Consider the following 22,521-nt stretch of genomic DNA (forward strand, 5'->3'; position numbering starts at 1 on the left):
GATGCCATTTCAACTGCCGTTCCACTCAGATCCCGGTACATAAACATGACCATCCGCCAATTTGCGCGCAGTCCTCACCAGACCAGCAGAATTTACGTTGAACTCCCCGTCGTTCGAGAAGTTCACCAGAACGTCAATCTTGCCTGAGGCGTGCTCCAACACAACTTCAGCCGGACTTGAAACTGGGCGATCAAGCAGCCCGTCGGCAACGGTTCCCGGCGTCAAAGCGCAGGATGCCATGCATTGCGCACCCGTAACGGCCATTGTTGGGTGGGTTTTCCATGGCATGAAATACCGAACCGCAAGGGTTCCACCCTCTCTGGCGGGTGCCATCAGGCCGAATTTGGGAGTTACAGATTTCGATACGTCCCCCATACCCATCAGTTCCGCAGCTTCGATCCGTACTGCCTCCATCCGGTCAAAGAAAGCCCGGTTAGCATTCAGCTCTTCGGCGCTTTCGTACCCTGTCAGTCCGAAATCCGCTGCCCGGGCTATGGCCATCGGCATAGCGACATCCATGCAAGTCAGCTCGATCCCCTGCACTGTATCGCGCAAATTTCCTGTTGGTAGAAATGAACCTGTCGCCGAGCCCACAACGCCCATAAAGCTCAGTTGCACGGGTGCAGAATGACCGGGAACCCCCGCGATTTCCGCATCGCCCTCGTAGACCAACTCTCCGCCTGGGGTCTGTACTTTTGCAACGACACGGGCACCCGTATTTACAGCGCGAATGCGGATTTCGGTCTCATCGCCGTTGGGCTGAAGCAATCCCATTTCGATCGCAGCTGGACCAACTCCCGAGAGGATGTTTCCGCAGGTGGGCTTAAAATCGACCAGCTTCTCATCAACAGAAACCTGTGCGAAGAAATAGTCGATATCTGCCCAGTCGTCCTCGCTGACTGAAAGCATCGCCACTTTGGTCGTCACTGCGTTACCACCACCGATCCCGTCGATGTTGAGCGCTTGTCCAGCCCCGAGGGCAGCAACCAGCACATCAGCCAGCTTGTCCCTATCTCCAGGAAGATCAGAACGCCGAAAATAAGGTCCTCGGGAAGTGCCGCCGCGCATGAAGACATATGGGATTGCTGTCTGGGTCATTGCGAACCCTCCTTTACAAACCTTTGAAATTTCTGATTTCAGTGCCGCCCGGCCCGCCTATTTGACCGGCCGGGCAAACGTTGAGCGCCTACTTTAGCGGCCATGGCAGGTTCACCATGTCTTGCAGCAGACCCGGCGGGAAATCCCGGTTCAGGGCACCAGCCATAAAGCACATGAAACCGATGCCGCAGGCCGTCAGGAGCAGCGTCATCTGCCAGCTGGTCCCGGCGCGAATGCGGAAAAATGCGATCAGGAACCCGATCAGGGCGAGGATGAACCCCACAACCCAGGTGGCCGCGATCAGACTTGCGAACCACGCGAGCGTTGACCAAAGTCCATGTGGCGCGCTTGCATCCTCGCCGGCAATTTCCTTGTCGGCAAAGATTGCATCCCCCTCGGGTCGCCGCATCATCTGGATCAACAGAAGGACGCAGCAGAACAGCGACACGCTGCCGATCACCAGCGGGATGATCTTGTCGGTCATGTTGTAGTCAGGGATCATGTTGGCATTGACCAAAGCCAAGATCAGATAGGCCATGATCACCAGCAGAAAGATCAGCGGCGCGCGCTTGCTGCCGGATTTGACCTCACCTTCGGCCATGATCATCTTGGCTTGACGAATGCCTAGAATGACCGAAACCAAGGTGACCACGATCAGTATGATAACGATCGGGCTGAAAACATACTCCATGCCTTCGCCAAAGCTCTTGCGGAAGCGGAAAGAGGCAATCTGGAACGCCTGGTTGGTGAATTTTTCAACCGGGTTCGACAGCACGAACCCAATAAGAAAGGCCGGGCGCGACCAGTCGAAACGGCGCAGGAAAATGCCGATCAGACCGATGACGAACAGGGCCAGCAGGTCTTCGAAGTTTTGGCCGGACTGGAATGCCGCGAAGCTGATCAGCATGAACAGAAACGGCGCCAGATAGGTGAAGCGGATTGTCGTCAGTTTGGCGATCCCGCCCGAGGCGGCGATACATAGGATGGTGCCCACCACGTTGGCGAGAGCCAGCAGCCAGACAATCGAATAGGTGATGTCGAGATTATCCTTGAGCATGCTAGGACCAACCTCGATATCGCCGGATCCCAACAGTGCAACAGCGCCGATAAAGATCGCCATCGAACCCGAGCCGGGGATACCAAACAGCAGCGTTGGGACGAGCCCCCCGCCCTCTTTGGCGTTGTTCGAGCTTTCCGGCCCGATGACGCCGCGCACTTCACCCTTGCCGAAGTTGCTTTTGTCTTTGGTCGATTGAACCGAATGGCCGTAAGCGATCCAGTCAACGACCGAGCCACCAAGGCCAGGAATGACACCGACAACCACGCCGATGATCGAACAGCGGACCGACAACCAGATGTTCGCAGCCCAGTCTTTGACGCCATCCAGCCAACCAGCCCCTAACGAAGCGCCCTTGGCAATGGATCGGTCTTGTCGCAGCAGCGAGACGATTTCGGGCACCGCAAAGATACCCAAGCCAACGATGACCAACTTCAGACCATCCGTTAGATAGGGAATGTCATAGGTCGCCATACGCAGCGATCCGCCAGCGTCCGCTTCGCCAATCGTACCAACCATCAGGCCCAGCCCAGCGGCGGCAACGCCCTTTAACGGGATACGTCCGGCTAGGATGGCAACCATAGACAAGCCAAGAATGGTGATCATCAGCATCTCGGGCAGACCGAATGCCAGAACAATGGGCCGCGCGGCCAGGATGAACATGGTCAGGAAGGTTGCACCAACCAGACCGCCAAACAGCGATGACGCAAAGGCTGCAGACAGCGCCCGCGCGGCTTCGCCCTTTTTCGCCATCGGAAAGCCGTCCAGCACGGTCGCTTGCGAGGCGGAACTCCCGGGGATGCCCATGAGAACTGATGCGAAGGTGTCAGAGGTCGGAACAACGGCAACCATCCCGATCATCAACGCCAATCCAAGGATCGGGTCCATGCCGAACATGAAAGGCAGCAACAGGGACAGGCCGGCAATGCCGCCAAGTCCGGGGAAAACACCTACTGCCAGTCCCATAACGACACCGAGAACAAGATACCCCAGAACGATGGGTTGCAGGATCAGACCCCACGCGTCACTGAGCGCAGGAAGAGCTGTGGCGAAAACCTCCATAGCGGCCGCCTTTCATTCAATTCTTGTAGGGATCAAATGCGCGCGCCCATTGCTGTGGGCACGCGCTGTGATTGTTCGGCTTAGTTCAACTCGACACCGTAGGCTTCTTTAAGCCAGTTCAGAACGTAGGCTTTGGCGTTGTCGTCGACGTTTGTCGCGGTTTGAAGCGCCGACTTGGAGCCGTCACCTACGAACACCGGGTATTTGCCCACGCGCTTCGAGGAGATGTCGGCAAAGTCGCCACGCTCGGTTACAGCCTGGAACGCTGCGGTGTATGCGTCGACCACTTCTTGAGGTGTATCACCCGGCAGGAAGGCCAGCTTTTGAACCGGGAAACCGGCTACAAAGAACGCCTTCCATGCATCCCATGCCTCACCGCTGGTTTCACAACCATCGGTGGCTTCGCATACTTCTTTGAATGTCGGGATGTCCGGGAAGGTTGGGTCACGGACGATGTTGCCGTCTGCATCCAGAGCACCCCAGGTCATCATCGGCACAGCCTGACCGGATTCAACCAGCGGGGCCGATCCGCCCAGATAACCGGACGAGGTCTGATAGTCGATATTAGCTTCGCCGCGCTCGAACATCAGACGACCGTCTCCGCGTCCCTTGATGCCGAAGACAGGCTCGACATTCATGCCAAGCATTTGCCAGGCCAGCAGAGGCACAAGGTCAAGACGTGTTGCACCCTGCGAACCGTAGATGAAGTTGGTGTCCTTCAGCGCATTGGCAGAGCCATCAAACTTCGCGCCATCCTCTGCGTTCAGATAGGCGACACCACCGGTTCCGGATGCCATAACAGGAATCCAGTCGTTGTATTCGTAGCGCACGCGCGGATCCCTCAGCAGATACGGGAACTGAGTTGAACCGGAGGTGCCAAACAAGAGGGTGCCATCATCATGGCTCTGCTCCTGGAACCAGTTTGCGCCTTTGGTCGAACCAGCGCCCGGCATAAATTTCACGACCACTGTCGGTTGACCCGGTAGAGCTTCGGACAGAAGCGGCGCAAAGAAGTTGGCCCATTTGGCGGACCCGCCTGTTTCCGAGAACGGGATGACCCATTCCACAGTCTTACCCGAGAAATCAACCTCGGCTGCGGCAGGCGCTGTGATACCGGCGGCAGCGATCAGCCCCACGACGGCGCGACGGGTGAAGTTGGAAATGGTCATTGGTTCCTCCCTGTTGACCAGACAACCACGTCAACGCCCTCCGCGCTACCGTGATCGCAAATAGAACTGTGGGGTTGATTCCCCCTCCCATCTGGCAATCATGGAATGCCAACCTTGCGCGAAACTTGCAGGAGACCCGATGCGGATCGTCATCGTCGAAGACAACGAGACCCTCGCCAAAGCTATTGCCTATCGCCTACGTGACCGGGGTCATGCAGCAGAAGTGCTTTTGGATGGCGATGAGGCTGACTTGTATCTTGCGCAAGAGGGCGCAGACTTAGTCGTTTTGGATATCAATTTGCCCGGGCTGTCAGGGCTGGAGATCCTGAAATCTATTCGCAATCGTGGCGATGGCGTACCGGTGATCTTGCTTACGGCACGTGCCGAAACAAGCGATCGGGTTTCGGGGTTGGATATGGGGGCCGATGACTACTTGGTTAAGCCATTCGAAATGGACGAATTGGAAGCACGCATCCGGGCGCTTTCTCGACGCAAGGAACTCGAGTACGGAGCAAAAGAGAGCATCGGCGGCCTGGAATTCGACCGCACTGCCCGTCAGGTAAGTGTGCAAGGCGAAGTTATGGATATTCCGCGGCGGGAAATCGCGGTGCTTGAATGCCTGTTGGAGCGCAGGGGCAGAATTGTTCCCAAAAGCCAACTCACAGATTATGTCTATGGCGTGGGCTCCGATGTCGAGGTCTCGGCCGTTGAACCTCATGTATCTCGGCTGAGAAAACGTCTTCAAGATCTGGGTATTAGAATTAAGACAGCCCGTGGTCTTGGATATCTGCTTGAGGTGCAGAAGTGATCAATCACGGCTCGCTCAGGTTAAGGCTTTTCATTCTTATCCTGACTCCCTTGGTGCTAATTGCCGCCCTGCTTGGTCTTTGGCGCTTTATGATTGCGCAAAAGACGGCTCAGGAATTGTTCGACGACAGCCTGTTATCTGCTGGTCTCGCAATTTCGCGAGATGTTGCGATTTCAGGAGGTGACGCGCTGTCACCAACTACACGCCGCATGATCCGCGACGCATCGGGCGGAGAGATTTTTTACCACGTAACGGGCCCCGGCGGCATCTATGTGACAGGCTATGCCTACCCTCCGGCCGCCACTAACCCGTCTGCTCAAGAGGTGTACAAGCCGCAGTTTTTCGAAGCCCTCTACCGCCAAGAACCGGTCCGCGTTCTTAAGATGACGGAACGAGTGACCATAGAAAATCTAGTCGGAGACGCGACGGTTACAGTTTGGCAACGTATGGCCGATCGCATTGCTTTTGCAAATGAACTGTCAATCCGCGCAGGAATTCTCATGGGAATTCTGATGGCCGCCCTCGCCATTGTGGTGTGGTTCGGCGTCGCTCGTGGCCTGAGGCCCTTGTTGGATTTGCAGGACGCAATTGACCTGCGTTCACCAGATGACCTCAGTGAAATCAAGCGCCCTGTCCCAATCGAAGTTCAAGGTGTTGTCAGAACCCTGAACCGGCTTTTTGGTCAGGTGGAAAAAAGTATCAACGCCCACCAAGTGTTTATATCCGAAGCTGCACATCAGCTGCGGAATCCAGCGGCAGCCGTTCAGTCAATGGCCGAAGCGCTGCAGGATGCGAAAACGGATGACGACCGAGAAAAACGCATCTCAGAGCTTGTTGCAGCGGCTAAAAACTCAGCAACAGTGGCCGAACAGTTGTTGTCACTTGAGAGGCTCAGGCAGCCGACGCACCAAGACCAAATGGATAAAATTGACTTTCGTTCGGTCGTGGAAGTGGCCTGCGCTGAGATGGGAGTTCACATCCTCGCAAAGGGTATCGAGTTTGATGTCACGATGCCTGAGACGGCAGTCACTGTATCCGGCGATCGGGTCTTTCTGATTGAGGCTTTAAAAAACCTGCTGGACAACGCAGTCAAACACGGTGGCCCAAAGTTAAGCCAAATCTCAGTTGTGCTGCGGTGTGACAGCAAATTCGTCAACCTAACTGTGGCGGATGACGGATCTGGCCTTTCGCCAGACCAAAGCGAAGTGGCATTCAATCGGTTTTCTCAGTTGGAGTATTCCGAGGGCAGCGGATTGGGGTTATCAATCGTCTCTGCAGTGGCGCAGCGCCACGGAGGAATTGTCGAAATCAACCAAGTCGAAAGAGGAGCGAGCATTACGCTTGAGCTCCCCATAGTCCTGTAATCTGTTTCAAATTCCCCTCGGAACCCGAAACCAGTAAATGTTAAGGCGAGTTTTTCGATTGCCGCTAAAGTCAGTTTTTCGCCCTGAACGACGAACGCAGCGCTTATCATCTATATCTATGTCGTCTTTGGGCTTGGTGCTGACCTTCGCGTGATTATCGCGGGCGACCGCTATGCGGGACAAATCTCCAATTCGCTGCCGGGCAGCATCCCGGCTGTAGAACGTCGGAAATGCGCAGAAACCGGAATTTGCAAAGTTAAACGAACGGCCCTAACCTGCCGTTCGGCTTCGGTCGCCTTAGCCGTTGTGTGGCTCGTCAGAGGAGACATTCGCCGCAAACGCGAAACTGGGACGCGAGTGTTGGTTTGGAGCACAGGGCGAAGCCATTGTCTGACCAATTTGTTCGAACCGGTTAGGAGGGCCCAACTTGATCTGTTCTATAGATTGAATGGAACCTGCGCTGGCTTTGAAAACCAAGCATAGCGGACCGCAGTACCGTTCAAAAGAACCTTGAATCTACGCGGATTGTTCTTGCTGGCAGTTCTTCTGTTTGTTGCGGATTGATTTCGAATGCTCGGTGAGCAAGTCAGCCAACTCTGGCCGGCAAGACCCGCAATTCGTTCCAGCCTGAAGGGCATCTCCGATGTCGTCCACACTGATCATATGCTGGTCATGAATGGCACGGATGATGGTTTTTAGCCCGACTTCGAAACAGGAACAGACAATTGGTCCGCAATCCTCTGAAGACGCAGAGGAACGGCCAGACAAAATCTGCTGAGGCGTCACTTTGGGAAAGCTTGCCAAATAGTCTCGCATCAGTGTGATAGGTTGGTGCGAGACGAAGAGCGCTGCCAATACGCGCTGCTCGTCTGTCAGCGCTATCCTGAACGAGCCCCTCTTTGGATCTTCTACTACGGTGGCCTCGGCATCCGCTAGCCCAAACCAATCGCGGGCAGTGCTTTCCCAATCGTCTATGATCTGCTTGCCTGCCAACTCCATCCTGTAGCCGTTGGGTGTTTTGGTTGTTGCCCAGTACTCTGAGCCAGGGGCCGCCGCGTCAACTGAAACGGCAAAGCCGTACCACGCGGCATGCATAGGTTTTATAGATACCGGTGTTGACTTACTTTCCGGCTGTCCTGAAATCGGATCAGTCACACTTGGAACAAGCGCATCCACACAGGCTGATGGGGCCGTTTCACCCGTCCAGTGAATTGGCGCAAACACTTGACCTAGTGCCACAGACTCCGTGACCCGAAGCCGAAATATACCGCTTCCAACTGAGCTGTTGAGTTCAACCAAATCTGCGGCACTAAGGCCCAATCGATCAACGTCGTTGGGGTTAACGTCAACATAAGGCTCGGCAAGATGGGCTGACAGTCGCGGCGACAACCCGGACCTTGTCATGGTGTGCCACTGGTCCCTGTTTCGCCCCGTGTTCAAAAGAAACGGAAATTGTTCTGAAGTCGTCGCTTTAGGTGGACGATAGGTAACAGGCACAAAACGTGCTTTACCATCAGGATGGAAAAATTGCCCATCGCCGAAAAAACGGCCATCTGATTTACGAGATGTCGTCGGCCACCGTGTTGCGCTCAGCGCTTCATAGTCTTCGTCATCAAGGTCCGAAAAACTTGTAATATCCAGATCCTTGCCAAATGATACGGCGAGCGAAGTCATCTTCGCGTATTCTCGAAAAACCTGTGCTGGGTTCTCATAGCTGAATGCTTCTGTCCAGCCCATGCGGCGGCCCACTTCGGCCAAAATATCCCAATCCGCGCGCGCTTGTCCCGGAGGCGCCAAAACGGCGCGTTGTCTGCTGATCGTGCGGTCCGAATTGGTAACTGTACCGCTTTTTTCGCCCCAACCCGCTGCTGGCAGCAATATATCTGCGACACGCGCGGTATCTGTTCTGGCGGTCAGGTCGCTGACAACTGTGAATGGACAGTTTTCGATGGCCGCCTTCACGCGGTCTGCATCTGGCATAGTGGCCGCCGGATTGGTGTGGATGACCCACAGTGCTTTGATTTGGCCGCTTTCGACAGCGCGAAACAAGTCGACTGCTTTGAGCCCCTGCTTCTGTGGCATATTGGGTGCCTTCCAGAATTTCCGGACGGCTGCATTGTGGGCTTTATTCTCGATATCCAAATGGCACGCGAGCATATTGGCCAAGCCGCCCACCTCTCGACCACCCATGGCGTTTGGCTGACCGGTGACTGAAAACGGACCCATTCCCTCACGACCGATCCGTCCGGTGGCTAAATGGCAGTTCAGGATCGCGTTGACTTTGTCGGTTCCGCTGGAAGACTGGTTCACACCCTGACTAAAGACTGTCACAACGCGCTCAGTCCCAATCCACATATCGCAGAAAGCTTCAATCTCATCAGGGCTCAGCCCTGTCTCTTCAGGATCGTCAAGCTGTGCCAGCTCAACCGCCTCATTGAACCCAACACTGCCATCCAGAAAATCCGCTGACACATGCCCCGTTTGGTGAATTCTAGCCAACAAGCGGTTGAACAATGCGACGTCGCTGCCCGGTTGAAGCGCCAGATGGAGGTCGGCTTGATCGCAGCTCGCTGTTCGACGCGGGTCAATAACCACAATCTTCGCGCCCCGCGCCTGACGCGCAGCTATGAGACGTTGATAGAGAACGGGATGGCACCAAGCGAGGTTCGAGCCGACCAGCACAACCAGGTCAGCCTGATCCAGATCCTCATAAGTTCCAGGCACCGTATCAGTACCAAAAGCGCGTTTGTGTCCGGCCACGGTCGAGGCCATACAAAGCCGAGAGTTGGTGTCGATATTCGCCGAGCCCATAAAGCCCTTCATTAGCTTGTTGGCGACATAGTAATCCTCGGTCAGCAACTGCCCCGAGACGTAAAACGCGACGCTGTCCGGCCCGTGTTCAGCTATCGCGGCAGAGAACTGGTCTGCGACCAGTCGCAACGCGTTATCCCAGCTGGTGTCCTGACCAAAGGCGCGAGGAGCCAGCAACCGGTGTTCCAACCCCACGGTTTCACCCAAAGCCAACCCTTTCGAGCACAAACGACCATGGTTCGCTGGATGATCCGGGTCGCCCCGTACGGTCAGCCCTCCAACTCCATCAGGTCGCAGAAGCACACCGCAGCCAACGCCGCAATACGCGCAGGTCGAGCGAACTTCGGGCAGACCACTTCCGTCCATCAGGCCGCGCTCCGCCGGGTTGCCGCTTTGTCGTCCAGCAGGATACGACTGCCTTCCAGCCGCACCGGATAGGTTGTGATGCGACCATCATCCGCGCCCTGAGCCTCGCCCGTGTTCAGATCGAAGACCCAATTGTGCAAGGGACAGGTCACCGACTGACCATGCACGATGCCTTCGGACAGCGGGCCGCCCTTGTGGGGACAATTATTGGTAGCTGCGAAGACTTCGGCCTCGGCAGTTCGGAAAATCGCAATGCAGCCGATATGAGTTTTTATCAGGCGCGCCCCGCGCAGTGGCACCTCATCGATATGCCCGACGTCGATCCAGCTCATTCCGCGGCCTCCAATGTGAAATCTGCAATCGGCGCGTAGGTTTGCGCCTTGTCCCGCACATGTTCGGCCCACGGGTCCTTGCGGTAGATGCTTTGAGACAGCTCGAACCTTTCGACCAGAGCCGCGCGGTTTTCCAGATCGTCGACCAAATGCCCCCTGATCCAACCTATGCCGACTTTGCCCATCCATTTATACAAACGATCCAAGTACTTGCCGCCTTCCCGATAGGCCTGAGTGACGGCCATCACAACCTCGATTGCTTCGTCTTCGGTTGGCACCTGGCACAGCAATTCGGTCTCTTTCACATCCATGCCGGCAGCTCCGCCGATGCTGATCTGAAACCCAGAGTCCACGCAAACCACGCCGATATCCTTGCAGGTGGCCTCGGCACAGTTGCGCGGGCAGCCCGACACGGCCAGCTTCAGCTTGTGAGGCGTCCACGACCCCCACAGGATTTGCTCAAGCTTGATCCCAAGCCCGGTGCTGTCCTGCGTTCCAAACCGACAATGATCGGTTCCGACACAGGTCTTCACCGTGCGCAAACCCTTGGAATAAGCATGGCCCGAGACCAGACCCGCCTTGTTCAGATCCGACCAGATCGCGGGCAGGTCCTCACCCTTCACGCCCAGAAGGTCGATCCGCTGGCCACCAGTGACCTTGACGGTTGGCACGTCGTATTTATCCGCCGCATCCGCGATGGCGCGCAGTTCTTCTGGTGTGGTAATCCCACCCCACATACGGGGCACCACGCTGAACGTACCATCCTTTTGGATGTTTGCGTGCTTGCGTTCGTTGACAAACCGGCTTTGCGGGTCGTCCTGATACTCAAGCGGCCAATCAGCCAGCAAGTAATAGTTGATCGCGGGGCGGCAGACATGGCAGCCGTTGGGCGTGTTCCATCCAAGCTCCTGCCAGACGGCAGCCTGGCTTTTCAACTCCTGCCCTTTGATCAGGCGGCGCACATCCTCATGGGTCAGATCCGTGCAGCCGCAGACGGGTTGCGCCGTTGGCATTTGGAAGTCATCACCCAGAGTGATTTGCAAAACCTGTTCGACCAAACCCGTGCATGTGCCGCAGGAGGCACTGGCTTTGGTGCTTGCACGTACGGCCCCCAGATCGCCAGCACCTGCGTTGATCGCAGCGACAATATCGCCCTTGCATACGCCGTTGCAGCCGCAAATCTCCGCCTCAAGCGGCAATGCTGCAACGGCTGAGAGAGGGTCCGCAGTGTCACCCCCCTGATAGGCAGGGCCGAAGATCAGCGTCTCGCGCATCTCTTCGATGCTGGTGCCGTCCTTGATTAGCCCGAAGAACCAGCTGCCATCGGCAGTGTCGCCATACATCACGGCGCCAACCAGACGATCTTCTTCGATCATAAGCCGTTTATAGACCCCGCGCGAGGGGTCTCGGAACACAATATCCTCGCGCTCGGGGCCTTCGGCAAAATCGCCTGCGCTGAACAGGTCGCAGCCGGTGACTTTCAACTTGGTCGAGAGGGTTTTCTGTGCGAATGCAGCGTCTTCCGCCAGCAACGACTGCGCTGCCACCTTCGCCTGATCATAAAGCGGCGCGACAAGGCCAAAGATTTCTCCGTCATGTTCGACGCATTCGCCCACGGCAAAAACGTCCGGGTCCGAGGTCAGCATCTGGTCATCCACATGAATGCCGCGCCCAGTGGCCAGACCGGCCTCCTGCGCCAGTGCCGTATTGGGGCGGATTCCAACTGCCATGACCAGCAGATCACAAGGCAACTCGGTCCCGTCATCCAGCAAAAGCGCGCGAACCTTACCGCCTTGCCCAATGATTTCCTTGGAGTTCGCCTGCAGACAGATCTTTATGCCTTTATCCTCAAGCGATTTCTTCAGCAGATACCCGGCGGCCTCATCCAACTGGCGTTCCATTAGGTGGCCCATGATGTGCACCACGGTGACGTCCACTCCGTGGGCGGCCATGCCTGCAGCCGCCTCAAGACCCAGCAAACCGCCACCGATCACAACGACCTTGTTGCCTGGGCCCATACCCATCATCTGCCGGGTGTCTTCCAGATCGCGATAGGCGATCACGCCATCCAGATCATGCCCAGGCAGAGGGATCATGAACGGGTTCGACCCCGTCGCGATCAACAGCTTGTCGTATGGAACATGGCCGTTCGCCCCCTCGACCACCTTCATCCCGCGGTCGATCCTGACCACCTTTTCGCCAAAGCGACAGGTGATCCTTCGCTCGGCGTACCAAGCGTCGTCATGGGTGACGATCTCTTCATAGGTCTTCTCACCCGACAGAACCGGGCTGAGCATGATGCGGTTGTAGTTTCCGCGCGGTTCCGCGTTAAACAGGGTGATATCGAACGCATCTGGTGCAGCATCGGTCAGGTGCTCCAGCACCCGGCCCGAAGCCATGCCTGCGCCTATGACAACTAGTCTTTGTTTCATGGTTTCACTCCGCTGCAATCGCCTTGGGGGCAGGCGATTTCGGCTTGGCGCCGTGTTCGTATTCTTCAAGGAAGTCCAGAACTTCCTGCCGGTAGGCGTAGTAATCAGGGTGTTCCAACAATGCCTTACGGGTCCTGGGGCGCGGCAGGTCGACCTCGGTGATTTTCCCGATGGTCGCTTGCGGACCATTGGTCATCATCACCACGCGATCGGCCAGAAGGATCGCCTCGTCCACATCATGGGTGACGCAGATCGCAGTCACCTTTGTGCGGGACCAGACCTCCATCAGGACTTCCTGCAATTCCCAGCGTGTGAGGCTGTCGAGCATCCCGAAAGGCTCATCCAACAGCAATAGTTTGGGCGACAGAGCAAAGGCGCGGGCGATGCCGACGCGTTGTTTCATGCCGTTCGACAGATCGGAGGCAGACTTGTCCATCGCGTCAGCTAGACCGACACGTTCCAGATAGTATTCGACCACATCTTGCCGCTCGGCCATGCTGGCCTTGGGGTAGACCTTGTCGACGCCAATTGCGACATTTTCCTTGGCGCTAAGCCAGGGGAACAGGTTGGGCGACTGGAACACCACGGCGCGCTCGGGATCGGCCCCTTCGACGTGACGGCCATCCAACTTGATCGCACCCTTCGAGATTTCGTTTAGCCCGGCAGCCATAGTCAGAACCGTGGACTTGCCACAGCCGGAGTGGCCGATCAGTGAGATGAACTCGCCCTTGTCGATCTTCAGATCGAAATTCTCAACCACGGTCAGCGGACCTTTGGGCGTCGGGTAGACCTTGTGCAGTTGCGAGAAATCGAGAAAGCGGTTCTCGATCATTCCTTTCTGTGCCTCGGCAACAGCAGTGGGGACTCCGTGGATTGGCGTGACATCGGGCAGGATGCGCGAACCTTCGACTTTGGCCTCGATACCCACATCCATGAGATACTTGGTGACGTCTGCACGCAGACGTTTGAAGGTCTCGTCGTTGTTCATCGCGCCCCGATCCCGTGGACGCGGGATCGACACGCGGAACTCCTGCCCCAAAGTCCCGTCCGGGTTCAGAGCGATGATCCGGTCGGCCAGGATGATCGCCTCATCCACATCATTGGTGATAAGGACACAGGTCTTTTTGTCGGCTTCCCAGATATGTTCGATCTCATCGGCCAGATTGGCGCGGGTCAGCGCATCCAGCGCCGATAAAGGCTCATCCAGCAGAAGAACTTCGGGGTTCATCGACAGCGCGCGCGCCACGTTAACCCGCTGGCGCATCCCGCCGGACAACTCCGCCGGGCGGCGCGAGGCGGCGTGGTTGAGTCCAACCATCTTGACGTAATCCGCCACTTTCTCGGCTTTCTCGGCCTTGCTTAGGCCAGGAAAGACCGTATCCACCGCCAGACCCACATTGCCGCTGACCGTCAACCACGGCATCAGCGAGTAGTTCTGGAAGATCACGCCACGTTCCGGGCCCGGCCCCTTGATCGGAGTGCCTTTGAACGTGACCTCGCCCTTGGTCGGCATATCCAGGCCGGCCATCAAATTGATCAGGGTCGTCTTGCCGGTACCCGAGAAGCCGAGGATCACCAGAAACTCGCCCTCTTGCACATCCAGATCGATCCCTTTCAGAACAACGGTCCGCGCCGTGCCTTCACCAAAGGATTTCGAGGCGTTCTTGAAGCTCAGAATGCTCATCTCGATCACCGGTTATTCGTAAAGGTAAAGAATGATTGCAGCGCGTACATCACCCGGTCCAGCAAGAAGCCGATGATGCCGATGGTGAAAACCGCAACCATGATCTTGGCCAGAGAGCTGGACGAGCCATTCTGGAATTCATCCCAGACAAACTTGCCCAGACCGGGGTTCTGCGCCAGCATTTCAGCCGCGATCAGAACCATCCAGCCGACACCCAGGCTAAGGCGCAAACCGGTGAAGATCAGCGGCAGCGCCGAGGGCAGCACCAGCTTGGTGATCTTGGTATAGGTGTTCATTTTCAGGACTTTGGAGACATTTACGAGGTCCTTGTCGATGGACGCAACACCCAGAGAGGTATTGATCAACGTCGGCCACAGCGAACACAGGGTCACCGTGATGGCCGAGATCAAGAAGGACTTGGCAAACCATCCGTCATTGGTGACGTAGACAGCCGAAACGATCATGGTGACGATCGGCAGCCACGCCAGTGGCGAGACCGGTTTGAATATCTGGATCAGCGGGTTCAGCGCGGCATTTGCCGTTGGCGAAAGACCCGCGGCGATGCCCAGCGGGACCGCAAGGGCAGTGGCGATCAAAAAGCCAAAAAACACAGTTTTGATCGAGGTCCAGATCTGTTGGTAGTAGGTCGGAGCCCCGGTGAAAGCGACGTCTTTCACCTTCTCCGGCTGGCCGGCATCAATAAACTTTTGATTGCGCGTCTCGACCATGGCTTCGAACTTGGCGCGTTTTGCCGCTTTAGCTTTGGCGTCCTCATTCAGGCCGACCATCTCCGCCCAAACCTGCGCTGGCCCGGGGACCGCGCCCAGCGAGGTCTGTACCTTGGGCGCCAGCGTGCCCCACAGAAGCAGAAAGGCGAAGATCGACAGCAATGGCACGATCAGCAAGCGCCAGATCTCGGCCATCTGAGCGCGGGGATTGTCTCCGGCGGCGGCCTTCAGAACAGGCGTGGCCCAGCTGAGGCCCAACACTTGGAACCATTTGTCGGCTGCATTGATGCGGGTGAAAAGGCGGGTGCGACGCTCCTGGCGGGCGGCGTCTGCGTTGAATTCGGGATCGACGGTCGTCATCTGATGTGTCCTTGCGATGGCGGGGCACTTGTGAAGCCCACGCCCGACCGTGGCCGAACGTGGAGCTGAGGAATTAGCCTTGAACGTCCGAGCCGACGATCTTCTGCTCGCCCTTCAGGCCAATGGACATGCTTTCGAGATAGGCGTTGGGTGTGCGGCCGTCATAGGCGATCCCGTCAATGATATCCTCGGCAGGCGTTGGTGCCTTGTAGCCATCACTGTCCCAGGGGAAATCGGCCTCATCCGCCAGACCTTGGTCAACCAGCAGACGGGCGGCCTCCAGGTAGATCTCGGGCTTGTAGACCGACTTGGCCACTTCGTCATACCAGCTGTCCGGCTTCGCGTCTGCGATCTGACCCCAACGACGCATCTGGGTCAGGTACCAGACAGCGTCCGAATAGAACGGATAGGTCGCGTTATAGCGGAAGAACACGTTGAAATCGGGAACCTCACGCTTGTCGCCTTTCTCGTATTCAAACGTGCCGGTCATCGAGTTGGCAATAACGTCATAATCCGCGCCAACATATTCCGCACGGCTCAGAATTTCGACCGCTTCGGGACGGTTGGCGTTGTCGTTTTCATCCAACCACTGCGCGGCACGGATCAGCGCTTTGGTCACTGCCAGAGTGGTATTCGGATATTCCTCGGCAAACTCGGCAGTGATGCCGAAAACCTTCTCGGGGTTATTCTTCCATAGCTCGTAATCGGTGACCACGGGAACGCCGATGCCCTTGAACACGGCCTGCTGGTTCCACGGCTCACCCACGCAGTAGCCATAGATCGTACCCGCCTCCAATGTGGCGGGCATCTGCGGCGGAGGTGTCACCGACAGGAACACATCCGCCCCGATCTGACCGGTGACGTTGTCCGGGCTGTAGAACCCCGGATGCAGCCCTCCAGCGGCCAGCCAATAGCGCAGTTCGTAATTATGGGTCGAAACCGGGAAGACCATGCCCATGTTAAAGGGCTTGCCTTCGGATTTGTATTTCTTAACGACCGGCGCCAGTGCTTCGGCGCTGATCGGATGTTGAGGGCGGCCATCATCCATCACCGGGATATTCGGCTTCATCTCTTCCCAAATCTCGTTGGACACGGTGATGCCGTTCCCGTTCAGATCCATTGAGAAGGGCGTGACGATGTGCGCTTCGGTTCCGTATCCGATAGTGGCGGCCAAAGGCTGCCCGGCCAACATGTGCGCCCCGTCAAGCTGCCCGTCAATCACGCCATCCAATAGGATTTTCCAGTTGGCTTGTGCTTCCAGCGTCACGAACAGGCCTTCGTCCAGAAAGTACCCATTCTCATAGGCGACAGCCAGCGGTGCCATATCGGTCAGTTTGATAAAGCCAAAGGTCAGTTCGTCTTTTTCCAGTTCCAGTTCGGCCAGTGCCGGAGACACAAGTGCCGTCGTTGCGGCCAGGCCTAAAAGTAGCTTTTTCATCTCGATCCCTTTCGGTTCAGCCCAACCTCTTGGGCAAACAAAAAAGCCGCCGACACAGTCCGCCGGGAGGAGGTGGCGGATGGTCGAGCGGCTTTGCTCTTGTAAGGTGCCCTGGATTGTGGGCGAATTCCGTCGGTGGGCGTCGTTGCCTTACGATGACCCGATTTAGACATCCTTGATCCGAGCCGTCACCCGGTTTTGAACGTCAAAGTGTCTTTTTTCTGCGATGCAGCGTGATTTGATGCTGCGCTGCAAAATTTTTAGGCACTCTTACCCCGTTGGCTCGAAAATGCGACGGTCGAAGAAGACGTTCGGCGCCAGAATCAAGTTTCCGTTTGTCGAGGCTACGGTGGTCGACTCAGGAAGCGCCCCTTCCAGCTTCTCTGACGCTCCGGGGGTTTCGACACCCAGCCCGAATAGCTCGCGCCGATAGAGGTCGCTGCGAAAGACACGGGCGGCCTGACGTTCGGCTGTGCTGACATCGATCCCGTTCCGTTGTGCTAGCTGATGCGCTATCCACTTGGCCTGACTGCGCCATGGGAAGGTGGCAGCGCCTTCAAAGAACTCGACAAACCCATCCACGTGGCGTTGCTCGCCGCGCGCCGAGATCGTGAATTCGCCCGTCAATGCTCGGTCGATTAGTTCGGGTGAGACGTTGAGGTAGCTTATGCGAGATAGCATCTCGGACGCGGTTGTTCGGCTGTGCGTGTTTGAAAGCCAACGCCCCGCGCGCCAAACTGCTCGCATGAGGCTGCCCAGCAGGTGCGGCTCGGTTTCGGCCCAGTCGTTTCTAACTGCCAACACCTTTTCAGGTGCGCAGGTCCAGATCGCCTTACCGGGCAGCAGCAAAGTACCAGCATTGTCATCCACGGCGAATGAGCCCCAAGGCTCGCCCACACAGAAGGCATCGATCTCGCCACCCGCAAGCGCCTGCGCCATAAGAGGCGGCGGAACAGTGCGGATTTCGATCTGTTTCGACGCCAGTTCGGTTCCCGCAACCCAATAGCGCAGCAGTTCAACATGCATCGAAAACGGAAACGGCACACCGAACACCAAAACTTCACCAGCAGCCTTTGCCAGTGCAGCCCCAGCCGCAGCGGCATCAGCGAAATCGAAGCCATAGCCCTGATCGGTCAGGCGCCCGGCCAATTGAGTTCCAACACCTATGACGTTGCCATTCAGGGAAAGGACGGACACCGCAGAAAGCGGCGTCGCGATACCGCCCAAACCCAAGGCCATTGCGACGGGTATAGGTGACAAAAGATGCGCCGCGTCCACATGCCCAAAGGCCAACATATCGCGCAAGGAGGACCATGACGGAGCAGGTCGCAGGTCCAACGAAATACCTTCGGCATGGTCGAACCCCATCTCGCGCGCGACAATCAACGGGGCCGCGTCAACCAGCGGGATAAAGGCGACAGGCAGGTTAACGGTTCTCATGACAACAACCCCGAAGCCGTGACCAAGGCTTCGGCCACATCTGCAACCCGGCGGTTCTGGTTCATCGCCGTTTTGCGCAGAAGGGCGTAGGCCTCGTCTTCAGACACACCCTTGGCTTTCATCAACAACCCTTTGGCGCGCTCGATCACCTTGCGTTCTTCCAGCGCGCGGCGGGTCTCGGCCAGTTCGGTCCGCATCTGGCGAAGTACCTGAAACCGGGCGATGGCGGTATCGATCACGGGTATGATGCGCTCGGCTTGCAAACCATCGACCACATAAGCTGATACCCCGGCCTCAACCGCGGCTTTCGCTAATCCGCCCGCAGCGCCCGAGACGAACATGGCCACCGGTCGCTCCATCGGGCCGGAGGCAACGGTCAACTCTTCAAGCATATCCCGCGAAGGATTGTCTATGTCGATCAGAACTATGTCTGGGCTATGCATTGCGATTCTACGTGCCAGTCCAGAGACATTGCCGATTACAGAAACGTCTACGTCTCCAGACTCTTTCAAAGCATCCACAATTGCAAAAGCACGTTCTTGGTTCTGCTCGACGACAACGACGGTAAGGTGTTGTTTCATAGGCACCCAAGTGCGCCCAAACTTCATCGATCGCAATTCCAAGGCCACTGAGCATTACATCAAGCTGCCAGTTTGCCTATTTTTTCAGCATACTTTTACATTCAACGGAATGCCTGCACAGTTTATCTACATGCCACCAAAGAAATCTGGCATTAGCGCTGGCGTGGCGCAATTGATCGGCCCTTTGGATTTTCATTTGGGCCAATCTCTGGATCTGACGGGTCGAAATGCAATTTCATCGACGATGCGAAATCGAAGGTCCGCTTTGACGGCAAGAACCACGTTATTCCGCGATCGCAGCGAATGTCCGGATTCCCGCCCGATGAGCAAAATGGCGATGTACGCTCTGGACTGCGAATTGCCGGATGCAAGTGCAGCATGCCTTTAACTTTGCGTTGTAGGTCTGGGCTCTTGGGAGACATCCGAGCAAATTATTCAGAAGGCCGTTCTTCCGCGCTAAGCGGTCATCGGCAGGGGTCGTGCCGTGGTTCGGACGGGGAACGTCCGCTTATGCAGAGAGCAGACGCTAGCGTGAACCTTGCCGAATAACTGACATGCTGACTTTGCCGTCATTGACGTCGCAGTATCGAATAGCCGCTTAGATGCCGCGCACCCGGTTCCCAGATGCGCAGCTTTGGCATTAACTCGCTTTACACGACTTCCGAGTAAGCGCCATTTAGGTTGAGTGTGACGGTAACGGCCAAGGATTCGCTGCGCATGAAGTCCCGGGACTGGATCGTCGCCGTCGGTGCGAAGACCGCCTACATCGAACCAGGATCACCCTGGGAGAACGGATACAGAGCTGGTTTTTCTTCAGATTAGGAAACTTATGCCAAAGCGTTCAAAAACTACATTGAAATGCTAGCCCAGCTTGAAGCGCGTCTCGCCGGTGATGAACCCCCATTTCTAAATGGCAAAACCTTCACCCGCCTTAGGCCAAAGCGCTCCGACAGACCTTCCACAAAACAGATTAGATCAAACAAACCTTTTCGGCCAGTTCATCAATCAGAACGCGTTGGTTTTCACTGTAATCAACAGGAAGATCGATCAGATGGACGCCATCAGTTGCAAACGCTTTCTCAAAGGTCAGTACCAGATCCTCAGTTCGCTCTACCCGGTGGCCTGTCGCACCATAGCTTCTGGCATATTCCACAAAATCAGGGTTTTTGAACTCCAGCCCCCAATCTTCAAACCCGGCGTGAGACTGCTTCCAGCGGATCATCCCGTACGAGTTGTCGTTCAACACGGCCACAACCAGATTGAGCCCTAGTCGAACAGCGGTCTCAATCTCCTGACTATTCATCATAAAGCCGCCGTCGCCACATATCGCCATAACGCGACGGTCTGGATAAAGTTTGGCCGCCATCATGGCGGAGGGAAGGCCGGCTCCCATCGTGGCCAGTGCGTTATCCAGCAGGACTGTGTTGGGCTGGTAGGCCTGATAATTTCGCGCGTACCATATTTTATAGATGCCATTGTCCAACGCGATGATATCGCAATCCCGCATAACTTTGCGCGTATCGGCCACAAAACGCTGCGGGATTACTGGGAAACGCGGATCATCTGCGCCTGCCGAGATGTGCATGTCGGTTTCCTGTTTGACCCGCTCGAAGTAGCTGCGGTCAAACTCCAAGGGACCGTCAAGCTTCTTTCCCAGCCGTTCAATAGATTGAGCCAGATCGCCAACAACCTCGACCTGCGGGAAATAGACTTGGTCGACCTGCGCGGCCTTGTAGTTCACATGGATAACCTTGGTTCCGCCTTCTTTCATGAAGAAAGGAGGCTTTTCCACCACGTCGTGACCCACATTGATAATCAGATCTGCCCGTTCGATCGCGCAATGTAAGTAGTCCCCATCGGATAACGCTGCCGTTCCCAAAAACAGATCGGACCGTTCGTCCACCACGCCTTTGCCCATCTGCGTGACAAAGAAAGGAATCTGCGTATCATTTACAAACTGACTGAGCGCACTGCGGGCGTGTTTCCGGTTGGCACCTGCCCCCAATAGCAGCAAGGGCATTTTGGCTGAGCGGATCATCTCGGCCGCCTCATTCAGAACCGTGTCACCTGCCACGGCATAGTAACGCGGATGAGGTTGCAGGACTGGTTCGGTGGTATCTTCGGCTGCTATATCCTCAGGAAGTTCCAGCAGAACCGCACCGGGTCGCTCCTCTTGCGCGACGCGAAACGCTTCGCGGATTAACGAGGGGATGGTGTTGCCGTGCACAATCTGCTTGGACATCTTGCAGATCGGATCAAACAGACCCACCACATCGATGATCTGAAACTGCCCCTGTTTCGATTTCTTGATCGGTTTTTGGCCCGTTATCATAACCAGAGGCATCCCGCCCAAATGCGCATAAGCTGCGGGTGTGGCAAAGTTTGTGGCACCGGGACCAAGTGTTGCCATGCAAACCCCCGCCTTGCCAGTCAAACGCCCATACGTTGCCGCCATGAATGCCGCCCCCTGTTCGTGACGGGTCAGGACAAGTTCAATCTTGGACGTCCTCAAGGACTCCAAAACATCCAGGTTTTCCTCACCCGGGACGGCAAAAACATACTCAACGCCCTCCGCCTCGAGCGCTTCGACCAGCAAATCCGAGGCTTTGGTGAACGACGACGCAGTTTGATATAAAGGGGACATGTTCCCTCCTAAAATCACATTGGGCCGGTCGGTTTGGCTCCACATGCTCATGAGTTGTCAGTAATTCAAATAGGATGCGGAAAATTCTGTTTTCAGTGGTTTGCAACCACCGATGCTTGAATTAACGCACCACCATCGAATTTCACCTGCTTTAATTCGATACAGCACGCGCGAAGGATAGCTTAAACAGCAGTACCAGTGTAAAGTAGGCACTGCAAAATGAATTCGAACAAGTATCCGCGCGGCCAATTAAATAGCATTATTTGAAGCGGCCCAAAAAAATTGGACAGTCGGCTCAGATGTGTCCCGAACCTTTGAGGGGATCGCCTTTCCTACATGTCTGCTAAACGGACTTTCCAACTGTTCGCTGTGGAGCGGTATTGCGAGACGATTTGAATGACCGCTCTGCCTACAAAGCGGCAAAGCGCGCAGTTGTGGCACCGGCTTGCACCTGAACTCTGAAGCTAGCACCTGGCCGAACCTGTTAAACCAGTATCGGACAGTTTCATGGCTAACATTGATGCCTCGCTCTTGCAGCAAATCCTCCACATTCCGCAAGGAAAGCGGAAATTGGATGTACGAGATCACCGCAAGACGGATGATTTCGGGGCTGGTTTTGAAGTATTTGAACGAGGCAGGTTTGATCATGGACAAAAGCTACGCAACCGCCCTGCCCCGCTCAAGCAAAGTACTTCTGACAAGGCCTCCTGCCGTCCTTCTTTGCTCTCTCTTCTAACGAGAGCACGCAGTAATTTGATCTGTAAAGAGAAAGACTTTGCAGAGCGGTGCGGAACAGAAAAACAGGAATCTGAAGCGGTATCAGAACTATCTGATCTGACACGGTCGATGGACGAAGGTTTGGAAAGCCCGCGGCCCGCCTACATCCAAGTTCGCCCTACAAGGCCATCCTTCATTCTAATAAAATCAATACCGCAGTTAAGCTGAAAAAAATGTAGAAAATCTAACCGCAACCCAAGGCTTCCTTGACATAGTTGCCTATTGTCTCACTTTAATTTGGCTCACTAAGTGAGGGAACGCTCCAAAAAGAACACACACCGCTAGCTTTGGATCAACGAATTACGTGAACCGAACACTTGGCGTGATGCACGACTCTGTTCGCAGTGGAACCTAGAAATATGTCCTCAAA

At 56.0% G+C, this 22,521-nt stretch carries 16 protein-coding genes and 1 pseudogene; 3 read left to right on the forward strand and 14 right to left on the reverse strand.

Annotated elements, in window-relative coordinates:
• Positions 1 to 9: 9 nt before the first annotated feature.
• The 3 genes from ACR0JW_RS22315 to ACR0JW_RS22325 form a co-directional block, all read right to left on the reverse strand.
• Positions 10 to 1,098 (reverse strand): 4-oxalomesaconate tautomerase, encoded by a 1,089-nt coding sequence (locus tag ACR0JW_RS22315; protein WP_480714477.1) that lies wholly within the window; start codon positions 1,096 to 1,098, stop codon positions 10 to 12.
• Positions 1,099 to 1,186: 88 nt separating this feature from the next.
• A complete protein-coding gene (locus ACR0JW_RS22320; RefSeq protein WP_480714478.1) occupies positions 1,187 to 3,217 on the reverse strand; it encodes a tripartite tricarboxylate transporter permease in 2,031 nt (676 codons plus the stop codon).
• 80 nt (positions 3,218 to 3,297) lie between these two features.
• Positions 3,298 to 4,386: a type 2 periplasmic-binding domain-containing protein gene (locus ACR0JW_RS22325; protein WP_170681101.1), complete on the reverse strand. Its 1,089-nt coding sequence runs from the start codon at positions 4,384 to 4,386 to the stop codon at positions 3,298 to 3,300.
• A 139-nt stretch (positions 4,387 to 4,525) separates the two neighbouring features.
• On the opposite strand from ACR0JW_RS22325, the gene ACR0JW_RS22330 reads away from it, so the two are divergent.
• The gene (locus ACR0JW_RS22330; RefSeq protein ID WP_170681103.1) at positions 4,526 to 5,194 is read left to right on the forward strand and encodes a response regulator transcription factor; all 669 of its coding nucleotides are present in this window, start codon (positions 4,526 to 4,528) and stop codon (positions 5,192 to 5,194) included.
• Positions 5,191 to 6,558 (forward strand): sensor histidine kinase, encoded by a 1,368-nt coding sequence (locus ACR0JW_RS22335; protein WP_480714479.1) that lies wholly within the window; start codon positions 5,191 to 5,193, stop codon positions 6,556 to 6,558. Before ACR0JW_RS22330 ends, ACR0JW_RS22335 begins: the two co-directional genes overlap by 4 nt.
• 516 nt (positions 6,559 to 7,074) lie before the next feature.
• Here the strand turns inward: ACR0JW_RS22335 and ACR0JW_RS22340 are convergent.
• The 10 genes and pseudogenes from ACR0JW_RS22340 to ACR0JW_RS22385 all read right to left on the reverse strand — a co-directional run.
• Positions 7,075 to 9,735, reverse strand: a complete 2,661-nt coding sequence (locus tag ACR0JW_RS22340; RefSeq protein ID WP_170681105.1) for a nitrate reductase — start codon at positions 9,733 to 9,735, stop codon at positions 7,075 to 7,077.
• Entirely contained in the window at positions 9,735 to 10,067 is a 333-nt protein-coding gene (gene nirD / locus ACR0JW_RS22345; RefSeq protein WP_170614615.1) for a nitrite reductase small subunit NirD, read from the reverse strand. Before nirD ends, ACR0JW_RS22340 begins: the two co-directional genes overlap by 1 nt.
• Entirely contained in the window at positions 10,064 to 12,499 is a 2,436-nt protein-coding gene (gene nirB / locus ACR0JW_RS22350) for a nitrite reductase large subunit NirB (protein ID WP_480714480.1), read from the reverse strand. The genes nirD and nirB overlap by 4 nt, the downstream gene beginning before the upstream one ends.
• 4 nt (positions 12,500 to 12,503) lie before the next feature.
• Positions 12,504 to 14,183 (reverse strand): ABC transporter ATP-binding protein, encoded by a 1,680-nt coding sequence (locus ACR0JW_RS22355; protein WP_480714481.1) that lies wholly within the window; start codon positions 14,181 to 14,183, stop codon positions 12,504 to 12,506.
• Between the two features lie 5 nt (positions 14,184 to 14,188).
• The gene (locus ACR0JW_RS22360) at positions 14,189 to 15,271 is read right to left on the reverse strand and encodes an ABC transporter permease (RefSeq protein WP_170681111.1); all 1,083 of its coding nucleotides are present in this window, start codon (positions 15,269 to 15,271) and stop codon (positions 14,189 to 14,191) included.
• A 73-nt stretch (positions 15,272 to 15,344) separates the two neighbouring features.
• Entirely contained in the window at positions 15,345 to 16,709 is a 1,365-nt protein-coding gene (locus ACR0JW_RS22365; RefSeq protein ID WP_170681113.1) for a CmpA/NrtA family ABC transporter substrate-binding protein, read from the reverse strand.
• Between the two features lie 270 nt (positions 16,710 to 16,979).
• Positions 16,980 to 18,149 (reverse strand): ABC transporter substrate-binding protein, encoded by a 1,170-nt coding sequence (locus tag ACR0JW_RS22370; RefSeq protein WP_170681115.1) that lies wholly within the window; start codon positions 18,147 to 18,149, stop codon positions 16,980 to 16,982.
• The gene (locus ACR0JW_RS22375; protein ID WP_170681118.1) at positions 18,146 to 18,730 is read right to left on the reverse strand and encodes an ANTAR domain-containing protein; all 585 of its coding nucleotides are present in this window, start codon (positions 18,728 to 18,730) and stop codon (positions 18,146 to 18,148) included. Before ACR0JW_RS22375 ends, ACR0JW_RS22370 begins: the two co-directional genes overlap by 4 nt.
• 970 nt (positions 18,731 to 19,700) lie before the next feature.
• Complete coding sequence (locus ACR0JW_RS22380; protein ID WP_170681120.1) at positions 19,701 to 21,374, reverse strand: acetolactate synthase large subunit; 1,674 nt, start codon at positions 21,372 to 21,374, stop codon at positions 19,701 to 19,703.
• 423 nt (positions 21,375 to 21,797) lie between these two features.
• Positions 21,798 to 21,962, reverse strand: a pseudogene (locus ACR0JW_RS22385) (IS6 family transposase); the annotation flags it as partial.
• Here ACR0JW_RS22385 and ACR0JW_RS22390 point away from each other — a divergent pair.
• Positions 21,882 to 22,319 (forward strand): hypothetical protein, encoded by a 438-nt coding sequence (locus tag ACR0JW_RS22390; RefSeq protein WP_480714484.1) that lies wholly within the window; start codon positions 21,882 to 21,884, stop codon positions 22,317 to 22,319. The pseudogene ACR0JW_RS22385 and the gene ACR0JW_RS22390 sit on opposite strands and share 81 nt — an antisense overlap.
• Positions 22,320 to 22,443: 124 nt before the next feature.
• On the opposite strand, the gene ACR0JW_RS22395 is transcribed toward ACR0JW_RS22390, so the two are convergent.
• Entirely contained in the window at positions 22,444 to 22,512 is a 69-nt protein-coding gene (locus ACR0JW_RS22395; RefSeq protein WP_480714210.1) for a universal stress protein, read from the reverse strand.
• Positions 22,513 to 22,521 lie beyond the last annotated feature (9 nt).

The organism is Ruegeria sp. BG6, from assembly GCF_056538465.1.